Annotated in this window: 18 protein-coding genes; 11 read left to right on the forward strand and 7 right to left on the reverse strand. The window is 66.1% G+C overall.

Annotation, left to right across the window (positions count from 1 at the left end):
- Nucleotides 1-106: 106 nt before the first annotated feature.
- The 7 genes from AC1DEZ_RS11575 to AC1DEZ_RS11605 form a co-directional block, all read right to left on the reverse strand.
- Nucleotides 107-949, reverse strand: coding sequence for an amino acid ABC transporter substrate-binding protein (locus AC1DEZ_RS11575; protein ID WP_441511475.1), 843 nt, complete (start codon nt 947-949; stop codon nt 107-109).
- A gap of 334 nt (nt 950-1283) precedes the next feature.
- Nucleotides 1284-2723 carry an FAD-binding oxidoreductase gene (locus AC1DEZ_RS11580; RefSeq protein ID WP_441511476.1) on the reverse strand — a complete coding sequence of 480 codons (1440 nt, stop codon included), beginning with the start codon at nt 2721-2723 and terminating at the stop codon, nt 1284-1286.
- Between the two features lie 175 nt (nt 2724-2898).
- Nucleotides 2899-3945, reverse strand: a complete 1047-nt coding sequence (ltaE, locus tag AC1DEZ_RS11585) for a low-specificity L-threonine aldolase (RefSeq protein ID WP_476779702.1) — start codon at nt 3943-3945, stop codon at nt 2899-2901.
- A 336-nt stretch (nt 3946-4281) separates the two neighbouring features.
- Nucleotides 4282-5985: an urease subunit alpha gene (gene ureC, locus AC1DEZ_RS11590; RefSeq protein ID WP_441511478.1), complete on the reverse strand. Its 1704-nt coding sequence runs from the start codon at nt 5983-5985 to the stop codon at nt 4282-4284.
- 1 nt (nt 5986) lies between these two features.
- The gene (locus AC1DEZ_RS11595) at nt 5987-6298 is read right to left on the reverse strand and encodes an urease subunit beta (protein WP_441511479.1); all 312 of its coding nucleotides are present in this window, start codon (nt 6296-6298) and stop codon (nt 5987-5989) included.
- Nucleotides 6299-6307: 9 nt separating this feature from the next.
- Nucleotides 6308-6610 carry an urease subunit gamma gene (gene ureA / locus AC1DEZ_RS11600; protein WP_441511480.1) on the reverse strand — a complete coding sequence of 101 codons (303 nt, stop codon included), beginning with the start codon at nt 6608-6610 and terminating at the stop codon, nt 6308-6310.
- Nucleotides 6611-6672: 62 nt separating this feature from the next.
- On the reverse strand, nt 6673-7578 hold the full coding sequence (locus AC1DEZ_RS11605) for an urease accessory protein UreD (protein ID WP_441511481.1): 906 nt from the start codon (nt 7576-7578) through the stop codon (nt 6673-6675).
- A gap of 326 nt (nt 7579-7904) precedes the next feature.
- Between AC1DEZ_RS11605 and AC1DEZ_RS11610 the strand changes: the two genes are divergently transcribed.
- From AC1DEZ_RS11610 to AC1DEZ_RS11660, 11 genes are all read left to right on the forward strand, one after another.
- On the forward strand, nt 7905-8402 hold the full coding sequence (locus AC1DEZ_RS11610) for an urease accessory protein UreE (RefSeq protein WP_441511482.1): 498 nt from the start codon (nt 7905-7907) through the stop codon (nt 8400-8402).
- A gap of 63 nt (nt 8403-8465) precedes the next feature.
- Nucleotides 8466-9116 carry an urease accessory protein UreG gene (gene ureG / locus AC1DEZ_RS11615; protein WP_441511483.1) on the forward strand — a complete coding sequence of 217 codons (651 nt, stop codon included), beginning with the start codon at nt 8466-8468 and terminating at the stop codon, nt 9114-9116.
- A 42-nt stretch (nt 9117-9158) separates the two neighbouring features.
- Nucleotides 9159-9815, forward strand: a complete 657-nt coding sequence (locus tag AC1DEZ_RS11620; protein WP_441511484.1) for an urease accessory protein UreF — start codon at nt 9159-9161, stop codon at nt 9813-9815.
- Nucleotides 9816-9917: 102 nt separating this feature from the next.
- Nucleotides 9918-10355, forward strand: coding sequence for a nickel-responsive transcriptional regulator NikR (gene nikR, locus AC1DEZ_RS11625; RefSeq protein WP_441511485.1), 438 nt, complete (start codon nt 9918-9920; stop codon nt 10353-10355).
- A gap of 95 nt (nt 10356-10450) precedes the next feature.
- Nucleotides 10451-11977: an ABC transporter substrate-binding protein gene (locus AC1DEZ_RS11630; RefSeq protein ID WP_441511486.1), complete on the forward strand. Its 1527-nt coding sequence runs from the start codon at nt 10451-10453 to the stop codon at nt 11975-11977.
- Nucleotides 11978-12931 (forward strand): ABC transporter permease, encoded by a 954-nt coding sequence (locus AC1DEZ_RS11635; protein WP_441511487.1) that lies wholly within the window; start codon nt 11978-11980, stop codon nt 12929-12931.
- A complete protein-coding gene (locus AC1DEZ_RS11640) occupies nt 12931-13755 on the forward strand; it encodes an ABC transporter permease (RefSeq protein WP_476779703.1) in 825 nt (274 codons plus the stop codon). The genes AC1DEZ_RS11635 and AC1DEZ_RS11640 overlap by 1 nt, the downstream gene beginning before the upstream one ends.
- 348 nt (nt 13756-14103) lie before the next feature.
- The gene (locus tag AC1DEZ_RS11645; RefSeq protein WP_476779704.1) at nt 14104-15738 is read left to right on the forward strand and encodes an ABC transporter substrate-binding protein; all 1635 of its coding nucleotides are present in this window, start codon (nt 14104-14106) and stop codon (nt 15736-15738) included.
- Nucleotides 15739-15820: 82 nt separating this feature from the next.
- Entirely contained in the window at nt 15821-16831 is a 1011-nt protein-coding gene (locus AC1DEZ_RS11650) for an ABC transporter ATP-binding protein (RefSeq protein ID WP_441511490.1), read from the forward strand.
- Entirely contained in the window at nt 16828-17811 is a 984-nt protein-coding gene (locus tag AC1DEZ_RS11655; RefSeq protein WP_441511491.1) for an ABC transporter ATP-binding protein, read from the forward strand. The genes AC1DEZ_RS11650 and AC1DEZ_RS11655 overlap by 4 nt, the downstream gene beginning before the upstream one ends.
- Nucleotides 17812-17822: 11 nt before the next feature.
- Nucleotides 17823-18752 (forward strand): ABC transporter permease, encoded by a 930-nt coding sequence (locus AC1DEZ_RS11660; RefSeq protein WP_441511492.1) that lies wholly within the window; start codon nt 17823-17825, stop codon nt 18750-18752.
- Nucleotides 18753-18763 lie beyond the last annotated feature (11 nt).

Here is an 18763-nt window from a genome sequence, read left to right on the forward strand (position 1 = left end):
TCGCCATTGCGCTTGGCGCGTCGTAACCGCGCCAAGCGCAGGCTTGCATAATTGCCCGCTGGCGGGGCTCGTCGTCCGCAGGGTATCGCGCGCTCTGGCCCGCGCCTTATTTCGGCACGCCGTTGATGACGAAGAGGGCGCGCGTGAACTGATCGGGCGGGAAGCTGCCGAAGCTGCGGGCGTAGATCTCCTTCACACGATCGGTGCGATAGAGCTCCGCCAGCGTGGCGTCGACGAGCAAGCGCAGCTTTTCGTCGCCGCGCGGCAGAGCCAGCGCGTAGGTCTCGAACGTGAAATACTGGTCGGAAAGCTTCATGCCCGAGCGGTTCGGGCTGTTCAGCAGATGATAGCTGAGGATCCCGCGATCCGCGAAATAGGCGTCGATCTTGCCGGCGGAGAGGCTCCGGACACCGTCGGGATGAGTTGCCATCGGGATGATCTCGGCCTGGATTCCGAGTTGCCCCAACGTCGCCTTCAGGACTTCTTCGGTCGTCGTGCCCCGCAGGACGCCGATCCTTTTGCCGCGAAGATCCTCAAGGCGGACGACCTCGTTGCTCCGGTGCAGCACGCCGGCGCCGTCGATGAAGGTCGGGAGCGAAAAATCGACGATGGCGCGGCGCGACATCGTCATCGAAGTCGGGTCGCAAAGAAGATCGATCTTGCCATCGCGCAGGGCTTCGAGACGATTCGCGGATGAGACCTCGAAATATTCGAGCTTGAGCGCCGGGATGGCTTGCGCGTTCTTCACGCTGGCAGCAACTTCGCGGCAGAGGTCGACGATGTATCCGGAAGGATCGCCCCTGGACGTGCGATAGGAGTACGGTGGCGCATCGGCCCGGAAGCCAAGCCGCAACGTGCCGGTCTCGCGAGCCCGTGCCAGCGTGTCGGCCGCCGCGCTCGCCGTCGATATCGCCGTGCACAGAAACGCGATCAAGAAAGCCCGCATCATCTGCCCCCCTCCATCCGGCAAGTATGCGCACACTAGGCCGGCAGGATAAATCGAAGAACGCCGTTTCCGGCGGCTGAGGCTTGCGGCGCTTGCGTATCGGCCCGATCGCAACTTCCGGCTCGCGGCGCTGCAGCAATCGCCGATCTCGGCGCTGCCACCGACATTCGTCGATCTCGGCCGCCGGGGCGTTTGCCGCCCTGCGACTGCCGGAAACCGCTTCCGCCGGACGAGGGCGCTTCCAGGCGAGCGGGCGCCCGATAGCGCAAAGAAAGCGCGCCAAAACAAGCGATAGGGCATCTCCACGGTTCGGGAATGCGTGGAAATGCCCCTGTGCTTATGCCGCCATTGTATTCGTCATCGGCGTCACGTTCTGATTCATGCGAAACAGGTTGGATGGATCGTAGCGTAACTTCAGCATGGCGAGGCGCTGATAACTGGCACCGTAGGCCTCCTGGACGCGATCTGCCTCGTCGGCCGGCATGAAATTGATATAGGCCGTGCCGGCGGAAAGCGGTCTCGCGGTTTCGAAGAGCTCTCGTGCCCAGCCAATGAAGGCCGGATCCATGCCTTGTTCACGCCAGCGCGCATGAACGTTCATCACGAAATGGGAGCTGCGCTGGGGAAATGCCGTGGAGGCGGCGGCCACGCGGCCTGCGGCACCGCCGACATGCGCGATGAAAATCTCGCATTCCGGCCCCGGCAGCCGGCGCGCCGCACGGAGCAGGATATCGATGGCAGCATCCGAGAGCTCGGTGAAATCGTGGCTCTTCCAGTAGTTGCGGGCGCCCGGCGTGAGCAGGGGATCGAATGCCTGTTGCCACGCGGTGAACGGGGCGGGACCGACGACATCGGCGATCGGCCTCCCGATCGAACGCAGCATCGCAGTGGCCTTTTCGCCCTCGGCGATGTCGCCGCAGTAGCACATTGCGAGGATCAGCACCTCCTTGCCGTGCCACTCCGCCGGTAGAAACGGAAGAGGCGGCGCCTTTCGCATCACGGCCCAGCATGTCAGCTCGTCGGGGGCGGCTTCGAGCGCCGCGCGATAGTTCTTCAGGATGAGCTCGGCATCGTCGAGCGGATGGACGACGAGGCCCGAGAAGACCTGAGGGCCAAACCGATGCAGCCGGAACTCGAACGCCGTCACGACGCCGAAATTCCCGCCGCCGCCGCGCAGGGCCCAGAACAGGTCGGGCTCTTCCGTCTCGCTGGCCCGCCGGAGTTCGCCATCGGCGGTGACGATCTCGACCGATATGAGGTTGTCCAGGGTCAGGCCGAACTTCCGTGTGATCCAGCCAAAGCCCCCGCCCAGCGTCAACCCGGCGATGCCTGTGGTCGAATTGATGCCCGTCGGCACGATCAGCCCGGCGGCTTGCGTCTCCCTGTCGACATCGGCGAGGGTTGCTCCCGGTTCGACCCGGGCGCGCTGCGCTGCCGCGTCGACGCGGATTGATTTCATCGGCGAAAGATCGATCATCAGGCCGCCGTCGCAAACGGCGTTCCCGGCGATGCCGTGGCCGCCCCCGCGCACCGAGACGAGCAACCCGTTGTCGCGCGCGAACCGCACCGCGCTGACGACATCGGCGGCGGACATGCAGCGTATGATCAGCCCGGGCTTGCGGTCGATCATTCCGTTCCAGATGGCGCGCGCGTCGTCATAGCCTGCATCATGCGGGGCGAGGAGGCTGCCGCTCAGCTGTGCGGCAAATGCTTCGACGGCCGAGCTCGCGATGCTCGTCTTTCCGGCCGTCAGCGTCGTAAGGCTGTGTGCAGGCATGATGGCTCCTCCGGAACGGGTGCACTGGCTTTCGCCCCCCGGCGACCGGGAATGTGCGTCCATTCGTGGCGCCACGCAGTGATGCAGGTCACACAGCGCGAGCTGCAACGCTTCAGCGGAGAAGCGCCGCACGCCCGGCTTTCGCAATCCGGAAAAACGGTGACTGGCCCGCGCTTTAGGCGTTGGATCTCAACTCTGTTGAGAGCTTCTGCTTGTCGAAGAAGGCCTCGCAGGCTTCGGCAACCCGCTCGACGGACGCGTCATCCACATCCAGATGGGTAACCCAGCGCAGCGTCCCGTAGCGGCCGCTGACGCCGATGCCGCGCTCGCGCAGAAATGCGGCGAGGGTGGCTGTGTCGAGCCCCTTCGGCGTCATGAACACCATGTTCGTCCGCGCCGGTCCCGCGCCGAGGTCCGGAAAACACGCGAGCACAGCCGCGAGATCCGCAGCGCGCCGGTGATCCTCGCTGAGCCGCGCGACGTTGTGCTCCAGGGCGTAGATGGCGGCCGCAGCGATCACGCCGGTCTGGCGCATGCCGCCGCCCAGCATCTTCCGGATCCGGCGGGCCTTCTCGATGAAGTCCTTCGGGCCGACGAGGATCGATCCGATCGGCGCGCCCAGCCCCTTCGAGAGGCACATCGACACCGTGTCGAACTGCCCGGCGATCCAGGCCGCGTCGCGGTTGCTCGCCGCGGCTGCGTTCATTAGCCGGGCGCCATCGAGATGGGTGGCAAGGCCGCGCGAGCGGGCAAGCCCGGTCGCAGCCTCCAAATAGGCATCGGGCAGGACGAGGCCGTTGAAGGTGTTCTCCAGCGCCAGCAGCCGCGTCATCGCGAAATGGAAGTCGTTGGGCTTGATTGCATTGGCGATGGCGTCGAGCGCGATCGTGCCGTCCGGCTCATTGGGCAAGGGCTGCGGCTGGATCGAGCCCAGCACGGCCGCGCCGCCGCCTTCGAGCCGATAGGTGTGAGCCATCTGGCCGACGAGATATTCGTCGCCGCGGCCACAATGGGCCATCAGAGCGGCGAGATTGGCCTGCGTGCCAGTGGGGAAGAAGAGGGCGGCTTCCTTTCCCAGCCTCTCGGCGGTCATCGCTTCCAGGCGCTTGGTGGGCGGGCAATCGTCGTAGACGGCATCGCCCACCTCGGCGCCAGCCATCGCGGCCCGCATGCCCTGGTCGGGGCGCGTGACCGTATCCGAACGGAAGTCATCCACCAGCATCGATCAGATCCTTATTCAGCGTGAGTCTGCTCGGGCGAGAGCCCCACCGGAGCGGTATAGGATAAAGCGGCGGTTCAACGCTCGGGCAAATTGACCGCGAAGCCGCGAAGGCTGGATTTCTTGAACCGGTTCTTCATGGCCACGCCGGTCTGCCGCATCGCCTCGACGCGGTTGTCCAGCGGCCTGTTACGCGCGTCTCGCTGCCGACAATGGGCGCGGACGGCGGTCCACCTGATTGCACCGCCGCGCGCTGAACGATCCTGCCGACGAGGAACGCTCAACCCGGCGGAGCGGGCAGGGGGCACGGCGAGGCGGCCGTGCCGAACCCCTCGGACGTCAGAACAGGAAGTATCGCTGCGCCATGGGAAGCGAGGTCGCCGGCTCGCAGGTGATGAGTTCGCCGTCGACACGCACCTGATAGTTCTGCGGATCGACCTCGATCTTCGGCGTCAGCGCATTGTGGATCATGTCCTTCTTGCGGATGCCGCGCGTGCCTTTCACCGCCACCAGCTGTTTTTGCAGCTGCAGCTTGTCGCCGATTCCATCATCGAGCGCCGCCTGCGAGACGAAGGTGACGCCGGTCTTGGCCCGCGCACGCCCCATGATGCCGAACATCGGCCGGTAATGCACCGGCTGCGGCGTCGAGATCGAGGCGTTCGGGTCGCCCATCGGCGCGGTGGCAATCATGCCGCCGATCAGGACCAGCGACGGCTTGACGCCGAAGAAGGCCGTTTTCCAGAGCACCAGATCGGCGCGCTTGCCGATTTCGATCGAGCCGAGCTCATGGGAGAAGCCATGGGTGATCGCGGGATTGATCGTGTATTTCGCGACATAGCGCTTGCAGCGGAAATTGTCGTTGCGTTCGCTGTCCTCGGGCAGCGGACCGCGCTGCACCTTCATTTTATGCGCGGTCTGCCAGCAGCGCAGGATCGTCTCGCCGACACGGCCCATCGCTTGCGAATCCGACGACATCATCGAGAAGGCGCCGAGATCGTGCAGGATGTCTTCCGCCGCGATCGTCTCCTTGCGGATGCGCGACTCCGCAAAGGCGACGTCCTCGGGAATCCGCGGGCTGAGGTGGTGGCACACCATCAGCATGTCCAGATGCTCGTCGATGGTGTTGACCGTGTAGGGCCGGGTCGGATTGGTCGAGGAGGGCAGGATGTTCTCCTGGCCGGCAGCCGTGATGATGTCCGGGGCATGGCCGCCCCCGGCACCTTCCGTATGGAAGGAATGGATCGCGCGGCCCTTCGTCGCCGCGAAGGTGTCACCGACGAAGCCGCTCTCGTTCAGCGTGTCGGAATGCAGCCCGACCTGGACGTCCATTTCGTCGGCGACGGAGAGGCAACAGTCGATCGCGGCCGGGGTCGTGCCCCAGTCCTCATGCAGCTTGAGGCCGATGGCGCCGGCCCGGATTTGCTCGCGCAGCGGCTCGGGCAGGCTCGCATTGCCCTTGCCGAGGAGGCCGACATTGAGCGGCAGCTCCTCGATCGCCTCGAGCATGCGGTGAATATACCAGGGACCCGGCGTCACGGTGGTGGCGAGCGTGCCGACGGAAGGCCCAGTGCCGCCGGCGACGAAGGTCGTCGTGCCGCTGGCAAGCGCCATCTCCGCCTGCTGCGGCGCGATGAGATGGATATGGGCATCGACGCCGCCGGCAGTCAGGATCTTGCCTTCGCCGGCAATGACATCCGTGCCCGGGCCGATGACGATGTCGACGCCGGGTTGGATATCGGGATTGCCGGCCTTGCCGATCGCGGCGATGCGCCCATCCTTGATGCCGACATCGGCCTTCACGATCCCCCAATGGTCGAGAATGACCGCATTGGTGATGACGAGATCCACCACGTCGGCGGCATTGCGCTGGCTCTGGCCCATACCGTCGCGGATGACCTTGCCGCCGCCGAAGGTGACCTCGTCGCCATAGACGGTGTGGTCTTCCTCGATCTCGATGACGAGTTCCGTGTCGGCGAGGCGGATGCGGTCGCCCTTGGTCGGGCCATAGAGCGACGCGTAGTTCTCGCGGGTGATGCGCGCCATCTCAGCTCTCCAACTTGCCCATGACCTTGGCGTTGAAGCCGTAGACTGCCCGGTCGCCGGCGAGCGCCACGAGACGGACGGTGCGCGACTGGCCGGGTTCGAAGCGCACGGCCGTCCCGGCCGGAATGTCGAGCCGGAAGCCCCGCGCCGCCGCGCGATCGAAATGCAGCGCCGCATTGGTCTCGTAGAAATGATAATGCGAGCCGACCTGGATCGGCCGGTCGCCGGAATTGGCGACCTCGACCGAGCGCGTCTCGCGCCCGGCATTGAGCTCGATCTCGCCATCCTCGATGAAGAACTCACCCGGAATCATCGCGGCACCTCACGGAATCGGGCTGTGGACGGTGACCAGCTTGGTCCCGTCGGGAAAGGTGGCCTCGACCTGGACGTCGTGGATCATCTCCGGCACGCCTTCCATGACGTCGTCACGGCCAAGCAGGGTCGCGCCATAGGACATCAGCTCGGCGACCGTGCGCCCGTCCCGTGCGCCTTCGAGGATGGCCGCGGAGATATAGGCGACCGCCTCGGGGTAATTGAGCTTGACCCCGCGCGCCTTGCGCCGTTCCGCCAGCAGGGCTGCCGTGAAGAGGAGGAGTTTGTCTTTCTCACGTGGAAGAAGTTCCATGGCCTTCTCTCGTTCCTGCCTTTGACCGTGCTGCCGCTGTTCCGGGGTGCAAGCGACCTTCTTCAGGTCGCCCAGATGCGCGGCGGGCTGGCGGGCTTGCCCTGGCCGGCCGCCCGCAGCAAATCCCATGCACGGAGGAAGAACGATTTGCCTTCCGATACCCGCGCCCCGAGATAACGGCAGACCACGACATCCTCGAGCTGGCTGACTGAAAACACGCCTTCGCCGCTCGCGCCGCTGGCGGCGCGCACGCGTTCCGCCGCATCCTCGCCGATCGCGCCGGCATAGACCATCGTCCCGAAGATGGGCTGCCCGGCGAGCGCGAAGGCCGCGCTGAGAAGGGGAGATCCACCGGCGATCTCGACCCGCTCGAACCAGATCGGCCTGCCGTCTCGCGTGATCTCTACGCGCTGGCTCAGCTTGCCTGTCGTGAAGCGTTCATGGGCGGCCGGACGGCCGAGGCAGAGAAAATCCCACCCGACATAGGTCGCGTCGGGCGCGAGCGACACCTGCGTTTCGAGACGAGCATCGGCACCGTCGAACAAGATGGTTTCCTGCGGCAGGTATTCGCAGACCGCTCCTGGCCCGACTGCGACCCGGCTCGATTGCACGGACAAGCCGTGCTCGCTGCGATAGAACTTGGTCGCGCCGGGCGTCGTCAGCACGGCGCGGGCCCCGGCTTCGAGATGGAAGCTCAGCTCTAGCCGATCGCCGCCCGCCACGCCGCCGGGCGGATGCAGCAGATAGACATGGCAGGTCCCGTCCTTCTCGGGATGAAAGGGCTGCTGGACGACGAGCGGCCCGAGATGGCGCCGGCGCATAAGCCGGGTCTTGCCGGCTGCAACCGCGAACCACAGCTCCAGCTCCGCCAGCCAATCGCTCGGCTGGACGGTATAGTGGGCGCGCTCGGCAGAGCCCGCGGGCGGTCGTGCGGCTTCGACGGAGGGAACTGGCGCGAGAGCATCCATGGATGAGGTTTTGATCAGGGATTCCAGCTCGCGGTTCGAATGCGAGACTATGTCGGGACCTCGTCTGCTGTCATCCTGGCCATCGGGCGCGGCGGTCTACAAAAACGGCAGAATTGGCTGAAACTGCCTCAATCGGCGCCATATGCCCGCCGTTTCGGCGTTGCCGGTCCACCATGACTCTTGCCTGGCCAGGGATGAAGAGCCACCAAATGCGGCAGGGAACGTCGTTTCGGGACATTGGCCCTCCGCTTGCCTTGGCGGCGGAAAGCCCGTCCGGCTCGGAACGGGTCCCAGCGCCGCGAGGGGCACAGGCTGCGAGAGGCGATATGTTGAAGGCGATTGCGGTCAGGCGAGCTTCGCAGAGCGGTCCAAGCCACGAACCGGTGCTCGGCAGGGCAGTTCTCCCGCACGATGAGCGCCACCTGCGCCGACGAGCGATCGGGCTCGAGGACGGACGGAAGATTCTGATCGATCTCCCCGACACGGTCGTGCTCGCGGATGGGGACGAGTTGCTGTTGGAAGGCAGCGGCGTCGTCGAGATCGCCGCCGCGGAAGAGCCGCTCTATGCGGTCCGCGGCCGCGATGCCCTGCATGTCGCCGAGCTGGCCTGGCATATCGGCAACCGTCACCTGGCCGCGGCGATCGAGGCCGACCGGATACTGATCCTGCGCGATCACGTCATCAAGGCGATGCTCGAAGGGCTGGGCGCCGCCGTAGAGGAGATCACCTCGGCGTTCACCCCTGTGCGCGGCGCCTATTCCGGCCATGGCCACGCGCATGGGCATTCCCACGGCCATGGGGATCATGATCATCACCATGGCTGAAGCCGGCGGAGCGAAGCTTGCATGCAAGCTCGCCCGGTTTCCAACCCGAGGGCATTTGCACCGATGATATCAAAGAACGGTCCTCTCCGCGTCGGCATCGGCGGTCCCGTCGGCTCGGGCAAGACCACGCTGACCGAGAAGCTGTGCAAGGCGATGCGGGATAAGTTCTCGATCGCCGTCATCACCAACGACATCTACACCAAGGAGGACGCCATGATCCTGGCACGCCTCCAGGCACTGCCCGAGGATCGCATCGTCGGCGTCGAAACCGGCGGCTGCCCGCATACGGCGATCCGCGAGGACGCCTCGATCAACCTGCAGGCCATCGCCGAGCTCAATCGCCGGATTCCCGATCTCGACATCGTCTTCATCGAATCCGGTGGCGACAATCTGGCGGCGACCTTTTCGCCCGACCTTGCCGACCTGACGCTCTACGTCATCTCCGTCTGCCAGGGCGAAGAAATCCCTCGCAAGGGCGGGCCGGGGATCACCCGCTCCGACTTCCTCGTCATCAACAAAAGCGACCTCGCGCCCTATGTGAATGTCGACCTCGACGTGATGCTGCGGGATGCGGCGCGGATGCGCGGAGCTCGGCCCTTCGGCTTCACCGATCTTTCGCGCGGCCATGGCGTCGACGGCATCGTCGACTTCATCGTCGAGCAGGGCGGGCTGTTCGAGGGCCGTCCGGCTGAGGCCGCCCCGGCGGGAGCGTGAGCGATGGGCGCTGCGCCGGATCAGCCGCCGAGACCGGAAACCATGCCGCTGCATCTGCTGCGCCTGGTCAGCCAGGGCTTGCCGGTGGGTGGATTCTCCTATTCTCGCGGCCTCGAAGCAGCCGTTACGGCCGGCTGGGTTCGTGACGAGAGGACCGCCGGCGACTGGATACTGGGCACGCTCCGGACGAATGTGGCGCAGTTGGACGGCGCGCTGTTCTGGCGCATGGCGAACGCTCTGGCCGCCGGCGACGTTGAGCGCTTCCGCGCGGCCAACGCCTGGCTCGCGGCGGGGCGCGAAAGCCGCGAATTCCAGCTCGAGGACAGGCGTCTGGGCGAGGCGCTTCTGCGCCTCCTCGCCGATCTCGCAGTTCCCGCGGCCGCGGGCCACTGTGCCGGCGAGCTGTCGTTCGCGGGGGCTTTTGCCCTGGCCGCACATCATTGGTGCATTGCGCCGACGGCGGCGCTGAGCGGCCTGCTGTGGATCTATGTCGAAGGACAGGTGAACGCGGCGATCCGGCTGGTCCCCCTCGGCCATACCGCCGGTCAGCGCATCCTCATCGAGGCCGCGGGCGCAATCGAGGAAGCGGCTGAATGCGCTCGCTCGATCGGCGACGACGAGATCGGCAGCCTGTCCCCGGCCTTGGCCATGGCGAGCGCCTGGCACGAAACGCAATACAGCCGTCTCTTTCAATCCTAGAGGCGGCAACACCGGCGCCTGACGCGAGCGATCTGCGTCTCGCAAATGTCGGGTGCTCGCTCAATTTTCCAGCCGGGCCGTGGGGTCGGAATAGGGGTGCAAGTGGAACGGGTCACGATCACCATCGATGCAGAACTTCTCGCATTCGTCGATACGCTCAGCGTATCGAAAGGCTATGGCAGCCGTTCCGAGGCGATCCGGGACATTCTGCGCCATGCCGCCCGGACGGAGACCGCCACCGACCCCGCCGCTCCCTGCTTTGCGACGCTGGCATATGTCTTCGATCACGAGACGCGGGATCTCGCGCGCAGGTTGACCAATCGGCAGCATGACCATCACGACCTCTCGGTCGCCACCCTCCATGTCCATCTCGATCGACATGAATGCCTGGAGGTCTCGGTGCTGCGTGGAGCGAGCGGTGAAGTCCGCGCCTTTGCCGACGGCGTCATCAGCCAGCGCGGCGTCCGGCACGGTCATCTTCAGATCCTGCCCGACGCGACCGCAACCGAGGATCGGCATCCTCACGAGCACGATCACTGAGCATTTTCGGCTCCGTGCTGCTCAACATTTCAGCGATACAGCCCGCCGCCGCTGCCGTATGAATTTTGGACGAAAACGTCATACGGTGGCACCTCATGCCTCGCGCCCATCTGCGCAAGCTGGTTCTGATTGGGGCGCTGTTCGTCGCTTCCGTCGCAGCCGCACAGGAGCGGCCGCTGCGCGTGGCCGAGATCTGGGAGATTCCCACGCTCGACCCTTCTCAGGACGGCACCCTGATGAAGGAAAAGGCGATGGTCACCGAGACATTGGTGGCCGGCAACCCGGATTTCACGCTCGGGCCGGGGCTCGCCATATCGTGGACGCGCGAAAGCGACACGGTCTGGCTCTTCAAGCTGCGGCAGGGCGTCAGATTCCATGACGGTTCGGCGCTGACGGCCGAGGCGGTGGTCGCGAGCCTGTCCGACACGCTGAAGCGAAGCGGCACCGTCAGAAGCTACACCAGGATCGCCGATCTCGCGGCGCGCGATACCAATACGGTTGCGATCACCACTTCCGAGCCGTTCCCGGCGCTACCCGCGGCCCTGGTCTATTCGAGCGCGGCGATCGTGTCGCCGGCTTCGCCACGGTTGGACGATGGCGCGATCGAGCGCCCGATCGGCACCGGCCCCTTCCGGATTTCGGCCTGGCAGCCGGCCGCACAGAGCTTCGCCACCGAGCGCTTCGATGGTTATTGGGGTGAGAAGCCTGCGATCCCCGCGATCAGTTTCCGCGGAATTCCCGATCCGACCACACGTTCGCTCGAACTGCAGAAGGGGAGCGTCGATTTCGCCTCGGAGGTCCCTTATGGCGACCTCGACATGCTCGCGGGAAAGGGCTTCACCGTCTCGCGCAACGTCACCGCCCGCAACTACGTGCTGAGCTTCGGCAGTCTCAAGGATACGCCCTTCGCCGACGCCCGCATCCGCAAGGCGCTCTCGCTCGCCATCGATCGGGAAGAGATCGTGCAATACGTGTTGTTCGGCATGGGCCGCGCGGGCATCGGGGCCTTTCCCGACACGATGGCCTTCGCCGACAGATCGATCGTCCTGCCCAAGCCTGATCTCGCGGCCGCTCGGAAGCTGCTGGCCGAAGCCGGATATGCGCCGGGCCCGGGCGGCGTCATGGCGAAGGACGGCAAGCCGCTCGGCTTCACCCTATACACCTATGCGCAGCGACCAGGGCTCGTGCCGATCGCCGGGGCACTCCAGAACCAGCTCCGCAAGCTGGGGGTGCCCGTCGAGATAAAGGTCACGACCTTCGCCGCCATCGCCAGGGAGATGAAGCCCGGCGATGCCAGGCTCGCCGCATTGGCGACGGCCATGTATCCGCATCCGGATTTCTACCTGCGCCAGACCTATCACTCGAAGGGGGTGATCAATAGCTGGGGCTACGCCAATGCCGAGGTCGACCAGGCTCTCGCGACGGTGCTGACGACGCGCGACGAAGCCGAACGCACTGCCGCCTACAACCTCGTCCAGCGCATCGTCGCCGCGGACGAGCCCTGCCTGACCATCGCGCATTACGGCGTCAACGTCGTGATGAAGCCTGGCATCGCCAATTACGCCTTCAATCCGATCGCCCATGACTACATGCTCGATCCGCGCATGACGGTCGCTCCCTAGATGACGGCCTATGTCGTCAGGAGGCTGGCGCTGGCGGTCACGATCGTCCTGGCCGCCACCTTTCTGACCTATGTGCTTCTGCGACTGGTTCCGGGAGAGCCGGCAGCGGTGATCCTCACGCGGGTCTTCGTCCGGGACCAGACAGCGGCCGTCTCGCGGGCGGATGTCGCGGCCATCGCCGGGCGCTTCGGCCTCGATGCCCCTCTGGTCGTGCAATATGGCCGCTGGCTTCTCGGCGCCTTGGGGGGAGATCTCGGCCACTCGATCCGGACCGGTCGGCCGGTCGCGACCGAGCTCGGCTGGCGTCTCTCCGCGACCGGCCTCCTCGCCATCTTGGCGACGCTTTCGTCGCTCGTCCTGACTTTCGGGCTCGTCGCCTTGAAGCGCTCGGTCGCGACGCCGCTCGCCGCCCGGGGGCTCGAGCTTCTCGCCGTCTGTTCGGTGGCGCTGCCCGCCTTCTTTCTCGGCGCGCTTCTGATCATACTCTTCGCGATCGGTCTGGATTGGCTGCCGGTCAGCGGCTTCGCGGGCTGGGCGCATCTGGTCTTGCCGGTCGCCGTCCTGGCTCTGGGCCAGTTCGGCTTCAACGCCATTCTGCTGGACGATGCCCTGAGCGAGGCTTTCGACGCCCCTCACATCGCAACGGCGCGAGCTAAGGGGCTGGGCGAGGGCAGGGTCCTGCTCGTCCACGCCCTGCCCAACGCGCTCGTGCCGCTGATTCCCTATCTCGCGCTGCAATTCGCCTTCCTGATCGGCGGCGTGGTGGTGGTCGAGCGGCTATTCTCGATCCCCGGCCTGGGCGGCTACCTGACCGAGGCGCTCGACAGCCATGATGGCCCAGCCTTTCTCGGCGCGATCGGCGCGATCGCGCTGGCCGTGTCCACGGTCAATCTCGCCGCCGATCTGGCCGTCGCGCGGATCGATCCGCGCATCGAGCTCGACGGGAGGGCATGATGACGCGGCATTGGAGGGCAGCCTGGCCGCTCATCCTGCTGGCGGCGCTTCTGCTGGTGCCGATCGGCTGCGGGTTGCTGCGCGATCCCCTCGACGGCTCGCTTCGCGACAGCCTGCGGCCGCCCGGAGCGGAATTCCCCCTCGGGACCGACCATCTCGGCCGCGACGTGCTCGCCCGGATCGCACACGGCTTCGTGTTCGATATCGGCCTTTCGTTGGCAATCGTGGCGTTGTCCCTCGCGATCGGCCTGGGCATCGGCACGCTGGCCGCCGCGATCGGCGGGACGCTCGACCGCTCCCTGACCTTCGCGATGGACGTGCTGACGGCGCTGCCGCAGATCGTGATCGCCCTGATCCTGTCGGTCTATCTCGGCGGTGGCGGGCTCTCGCTCGTCCTCGCCCTGTCCACGGCAGGCTGGGTGAAATATGCCCGGATCGCACGGGCCACGACGTTTTCGCTGCGGGAACGCGATTTCGTCACCGCCGCCCGGGCCGCAGGAGGGCGGCGGCTGTACCTGGTCAGGAGGCACATCCTGCCCCAGCTCCTGCCTGTCTTCTCCGGGCTGCTGGCCCTTCAGTTCGGACACAACATCCTGAACATTGCCGCCCTCGGATTTCTGGGAATCGGTGTTGCGCCACCGACGCCGGAATGGGGAACGATGATCGCCGAAGCACGGCCCTATTTCTCGCGGGCGCCGTGGCTCGTGATCGCGCCAGGTGTTTTTCTCTTCTTGCTGACGGCATGCGCGCTCTGGATGGCACGCGGCTTCGGCCGGCGGGAGGCAGACGACGTTCGCGGTGGACGATATCAATCGCCTCGCTGAAGAGGATGGCGCACGCGCGATAGCCGGCGTTCTGCGGAATATGAGGCGTTGTCCCGCGCTGGGCGCCTTCGAGCCATGTTTCCCGGCCTTGCGGAAATGCACTCGCGGCCATGGCCCGGCCGACAAGCGAAATTTTTCTCGTCAGTTTTGGCCGGTTCGGAAGGCCGATCGAGATCATCCCCGCCGGCTTGCGCGAAGCCGATCCGGCGGGTTCATGCGGGACGTCGACGGAGCCCGGCCCCGCACCCGTCCGAACCTTCATGCGAATGTTAAATCGCGGACCTAGAGCCCTCCTGCAAATTCAACCGTGACCCCTTCCAGGCCGGTTGCGACCGAAGGAGACTCCCTGTGCTTCCTATCAATCGACGCGGCGCGCTCGGCCTGTTCGGGGCGGCTGCCGGCTCCCTGATTCTGCCGCGCCCGGTCCTTGCCCAGGGCAAGCGGCGTTCCATCACCATTGCAGTGCAGAAGATCACCATCAACGGCACGCTCGACGTCTGGAACGAGCAGTCCAATGTCGGCGAACGCGTCTTCTTTCCGAACCTGTGGGAAGGCCTGATCCTGCGCGACTGGATGGGCAACCAGGGCCCGCTCCCCGGTCTCGCCACCGAGTGGAAGCGCATCGACGACAAGACGCTGGAGCTGAAGCTGCGCCAGGGCGTGAAGTTCCACAATGGCGACGAGCTGACCGCTGCCGACGTCGTGTTCTCCTTCTCCAAGGAGCGCCTGTTCGGCAACACCGAGCCGAAGGGCGGCAAGACCATCTTCGCCGACGATCACAAGCCGACCACGGTCAAGGAATTGCCGGCTTCCGTGCCGGGCATCGCGCGCCGCCTCTGGCCGGCGCTCGCCGGCGTCGAGGCCGTCGACAAGTATACCGTGCGCTTCCACAACGCGACGCCCGACGTGACGCTTGAAGGTCGCCTCTACTCGGCCGGCAGCCAGATCACCAATCGCCGCGCCTGGGACGAGGCGAAGAGCTACACCGATTGGGCGCGCAAGCCGGTCACCACGGGCCCCTATATGGTCGCGGAGTTCAGGCCGGACGTCTCGCTGACGCTGGTTGCCTTCGACCAGTATTGGGGCGGCCGCCCGCCGCTGGAGCAGATCCGCTTCGTCGAGGTCCCGGAAGTCGCGTCGCGCGTCAACGGTCTGCTCTCGGGCGAGTACGACTTCGCCTGCGACCTGCCGCCTGACCAGATCGCGACCATCCAGAAAGCGCCGGGCTTCGAGGTGCAGAGCTCGACCATCTGGAACCATCGCGTCTCGGTCTTCAACATCGAGAACCCGGTCCTGGCGAACCCGCTGGTGCGCCGCGCCATGACGCATTCGATCGACCGTCAGGCGATCGTCGATGCGCTCTGGGCCGGCAAGACCGTCGTCCCCGCCGGCCTGCAGTTCGAGTCCTTCCGGGCCACGGACATGTTCATCGAAGGCTGGAAGGCGCCGGAATTCAACCCCGCGCTCGCCCGCGACCTGCTGAAACAGGCCGGCTACAAGGGGGACCGCATCCCCTTCCGCCTGCTCAACAATTACTACACGAACCAGACCGCCAACGGGCAGATCATGGTCGAGATGTGGAAGCAGGTCGGCCTCAACGTCGAGATCGAGATGAAGGAGAACTGGGGCCAGATCCATGATCGCAACGGCGTCAAGGGCGTGCGCGACTGGTCAGCCTCGAACAACATCAACGATCCGATCACGCCGATGGTCGTCCAGTACGGCCCGAACGGCGAGCTCCAGCAGATGAAGGACTGGACCAACGCGGAGATGAACCAGCTCTCCGTGGTCATGGAAACCTCGACCGACCGGGCGCTGCGCAAGAAGGCCATCGCTCGCATGCTCGAGATCTGCGAGCGCGAGGACCCGGCCTATCAGGTCCTGCACCAGAACGCGGTCTTCACCGGCATGAAATCCTCGCTGAAGTGGAAGGCTGCACCGGCCTTCGCCATGGACTTCCGCGCGGCGAACTGGGCCATCTGATCGGCCCTCGGTGATGATCTCCGGCGGCCGGAAGGCCGCCGGAGACTTCGACATTCTCTGAAACGACGGAATGGCTATGGGCATGTTCGGCACAGCCGACTCCAGACTCGTCGAACTGCGCGGCCTCACGGTCGCCTTCGACGGCGTGCAGGTTCTCCATGGCATCGATCTGGACGTCGGCAGGGGAGAAGCGCTTGGCCTGGTCGGCGAGTCCGGCTGCGGCAAGTCGGTCACCTGGCTGGCGGCGCTGGGCCTCTTGCCCGGCAAGGCCGCGGTCTCCGGTTCGGTGAAGCTGGAGGGACAGGAGCTGATCGGCGGGGCACGCTCTGTCCTCGAAGGCGTGCGCGGCGGACGGATCGCCATGATCTTCCAGGACCCGTCGAGTTCGCTCAACCCGGTGCTGCGCATCGGCCGGCAGATCGTCGAGGCGCTTGCCGTCCATCGCGGTCTTCGCGGCGAGGCGGCCCGCGCCGAGGCGCTGCGGCTGATGGAGATGGTCGGCATCCCCGACGCCCGCCGCCGCTTCGACCTCTACCCACATGAGTTTTCGGGCGGCCAGTGCCAGCGCCTGATGATCGCGATGGCGCTGGCCGGGGAGCCGGACGTCCTCGTGGCCGACGAACCCACAACGGCGCTGGACGCCACGATCCAGGCCCAGATTCTCGATCTGCTGGCCCGGCTGAGACGCGAGACGGGCATGGCGACAGTCTTCATCAGCCATGATCTCGGCGCCGTCAGCCAGGTCTGCGAGCGCGTCTGCGTCATGTATGCCGGGCGCATCGTCGAGGAGGGGCGCGTCGCCGGTCTCTTCGCGGAGCCGCGCCATCCCTACACACGTGGTCTGTTCGACGCGATCCCGCGCCTCGATGGCGGGCGCGAGCGGCTGCGCCCTATCCCGGGCACGGTGCCCCATCCGCAGCATCTGCCGAAGGGTTGCTCGTTCTCGCCGCGCTGCCCGCGCGTCGCGGACGCCTGCCACGAGGCGCGCCCGCCGCTGCTGGCTCTCGACAATGGGCGCAAGCTCGCCTGCATCCGCCCGGTTCCCCCCGCCGCGCCGGTTCCGGCCCGAATTGCCGAGGGGGTGCCGGCATGACGCCGCTCGTCGAAGCGCGCGGGCTTGTGCGCGTTTATCAGATCCGACGCGGCCTCTTTGGTCGCTCGGTGCCGGTGCGCGCGGTGGACGGCGTCTCGCTCACCGTTATGCCCGGCGAAACGCTGGGCATCGTCGGAGAATCCGGCTCCGGCAAGTCCACCCTCGGCCGCATGCTGCTTGGTATCGATGACGCGCAGGAGGGAAGGGTGCTCTACGACGGGCAGCCGATGCCGGCGCTCCATACGGGCGCATGGCGGGCGCTCAGAGCCAGTATGCAGTTCGTCTATCAAGACCCGCTCGCGGCGCTCGACCGTCGCCTGACGATCGCCGCGCAGATCGGCGAACCGCTGGAGATCCACGATCTGCTGCCGAGAGAACAACGCGGGGCCCGAGTGGCGGAGCTGATGGCCGCTGTGGGCCTGAGGCCGGATCAGGCCGGGCGCTATCCGCACGAGCTCTCCGGCGGCCAGCGGCAGCGTGCCGTCATCGCCCGCGCGCTCGCCTCAAAACCCAGGCTCCTGGTTTGCGACGAGCCGGTCTCGGCGCTGGACGTCTCGATCCAGGCGCAGGTCGTCAACATGCTGCGCGACCTGCAGGATCAGACCCGCATCGCCATGGTCTTCATCAGCCATGACCTGAAGGTGGTGCGCAACATCGCCGACCGGGTCGCCGTGATGTATCTGGGCCGCATCGTCGAGGGGGCCTCCTCCGATGTGCTTTTCCGGTCGCCGCAGCACCCTTACACAAGAGCGCTCGTTTCCAGTGTGCCGGAGCCTGGCAAGCAGCTGCAGGGGCGCGTCATTCTGCAGGGGGAGCCGCCGAACCCGGCCAACAGGCCCTCCGGCTGTGCCTTCCATCCACGGTGCCCGCTGGCGCGCGACGTCTGCCGGGCGGAAGTGCCGGAGTTGCGCCGGATCGGCGAGGGGCGGACAGCAGCCTGCCACGTCCTGACGGGCGAACCCGCACTTGCAGCCGCATAGGGTAGGGCGCCATGTTCCGCTTCGCTCTCGTCCGCCTGTTCCGCGCCTTTGTCACTATCTTGGCGGTGGTGACGTTCGCTTTCGTCGTGCTGCGTATGTCGGGCGATCCGGCGCAGGTTATGCTCGGCCCCGACGTGCCGCTGGAATCCCTCGCCGCCTTCCGCAAGGCCTGGGGCCTCGATCAGCCGCTCTGGGTGCAATACGTCGCCTATCTGAAAGCGATCTTCTCGGGCGATTTCGGCATGTCGATGCGCGACAAGGCCTCCGCCCTGAATCTGGTGCTGGAGCGCGTGCCGGCGACCCTGCAGCTGACCCTGCCGGCGCTGATCCTGAAGCTGATCATCGGCATCCCTGCGGGCGTCTATGCCGCGCTGCACCGCCAGAGCTTCACCGATCGCGGCGTCATGCTCGCCGCCGTATTCGGCTTCACCATCCCGTCCTTCGTGATGGGCCTGGTGCTGGTGCTGATCTTTTCGATCACATTGCGCTGGCTGCCCTCCGGCGGACAGGACACCTGGGTGCACGGCATATTGCCGACCCTGACAATGAGCATCGGCGGCATCGGCATCCTCGCCCGCTTCTCGCGCAGCGCGATGATCGAGGTGATGGGCCAGCCCTATATTCGCACGGCTTCCGCAAAGGGGCTGAAATGGCGCGAGGTGGTCCTGGGGCACGCATTGCCGAACGCGGCGGTGCCGATCGTCACCATCGTCGGCTTCATGGTCGGCTCGCTGATCGCCGGTGCCGTGGTGGTGGAGTCGATCTTCTCCTGGCCGGGGATCGGGCGGCTCTTGGTCGTCTCGGTCGGGAACCGCGATCTCGCCGTGGTGCAGTGCATCCTGCTGATCGTCGCCGCGGCCATGGTCGTCTCCAACCTCGTCGTCGACCTGCTCTATGGCTGGCTCGACCCGCGCTTGCGCGCGCAGGCCTCCGGTCATTGAGGAAAAACCCC

It is taken from the genome of Allobosea sp. 10L422, from assembly GCF_056395345.1.

What these genes read in the sequence shown, in the direction of transcription:
- AC1DEZ_RS11575 (WP_441511475.1), bottom strand. Translation starts at nt 949, where the DNA reads ATGATGCGGGCTTTCTTGATCGCGTTTCTGTGCACGGCGATATCGACG.
- AC1DEZ_RS11580 (WP_441511476.1), bottom strand. Translation starts at nt 2,723, where the DNA reads ATGCCTGCACACAGCCTTACGACGCTGACGGCCGGAAAGACGAGCATC.
- ltaE (WP_476779702.1), bottom strand. Translation starts at nt 3,945, where the DNA reads ATGCTGGTGGATGACTTCCGTTCGGATACGGTCACGCGCCCCGACCAG.
- ureC (WP_441511478.1), bottom strand. Translation starts at nt 5,985, where the DNA reads ATGGCGCGCATCACCCGCGAGAACTACGCGTCGCTCTATGGCCCGACC.
- AC1DEZ_RS11595 (WP_441511479.1), bottom strand. Translation starts at nt 6,298, where the DNA reads ATGATTCCGGGTGAGTTCTTCATCGAGGATGGCGAGATCGAGCTCAAT.
- ureA (WP_441511480.1), bottom strand. Translation starts at nt 6,610, where the DNA reads ATGGAACTTCTTCCACGTGAGAAAGACAAACTCCTCCTCTTCACGGCA.
- AC1DEZ_RS11605 (WP_441511481.1), bottom strand. Translation starts at nt 7,578, where the DNA reads ATGGATGCTCTCGCGCCAGTTCCCTCCGTCGAAGCCGCACGACCGCCC.
- AC1DEZ_RS11610 (WP_441511482.1), top strand. Translation starts at nt 7,905, where the DNA reads ATGTTGAAGGCGATTGCGGTCAGGCGAGCTTCGCAGAGCGGTCCAAGC.
- ureG (WP_441511483.1), top strand. Translation starts at nt 8,466, where the DNA reads ATGATATCAAAGAACGGTCCTCTCCGCGTCGGCATCGGCGGTCCCGTC.
- AC1DEZ_RS11620 (WP_441511484.1), top strand. Translation starts at nt 9,159, where the DNA reads ATGCCGCTGCATCTGCTGCGCCTGGTCAGCCAGGGCTTGCCGGTGGGT.
- AC1DEZ_RS11630 (WP_441511486.1), top strand. Translation starts at nt 10,451, where the DNA reads ATGCCTCGCGCCCATCTGCGCAAGCTGGTTCTGATTGGGGCGCTGTTC.
- AC1DEZ_RS11635 (WP_441511487.1), top strand. Translation starts at nt 11,978, where the DNA reads ATGACGGCCTATGTCGTCAGGAGGCTGGCGCTGGCGGTCACGATCGTC.
- AC1DEZ_RS11640 (WP_476779703.1), top strand. Translation starts at nt 12,931, where the DNA reads ATGACGCGGCATTGGAGGGCAGCCTGGCCGCTCATCCTGCTGGCGGCG.
- AC1DEZ_RS11650 (WP_441511490.1), top strand. Translation starts at nt 15,821, where the DNA reads ATGTTCGGCACAGCCGACTCCAGACTCGTCGAACTGCGCGGCCTCACG.
- AC1DEZ_RS11655 (WP_441511491.1), top strand. Translation starts at nt 16,828, where the DNA reads ATGACGCCGCTCGTCGAAGCGCGCGGGCTTGTGCGCGTTTATCAGATC.
- AC1DEZ_RS11660 (WP_441511492.1), top strand. Translation starts at nt 17,823, where the DNA reads ATGTTCCGCTTCGCTCTCGTCCGCCTGTTCCGCGCCTTTGTCACTATC.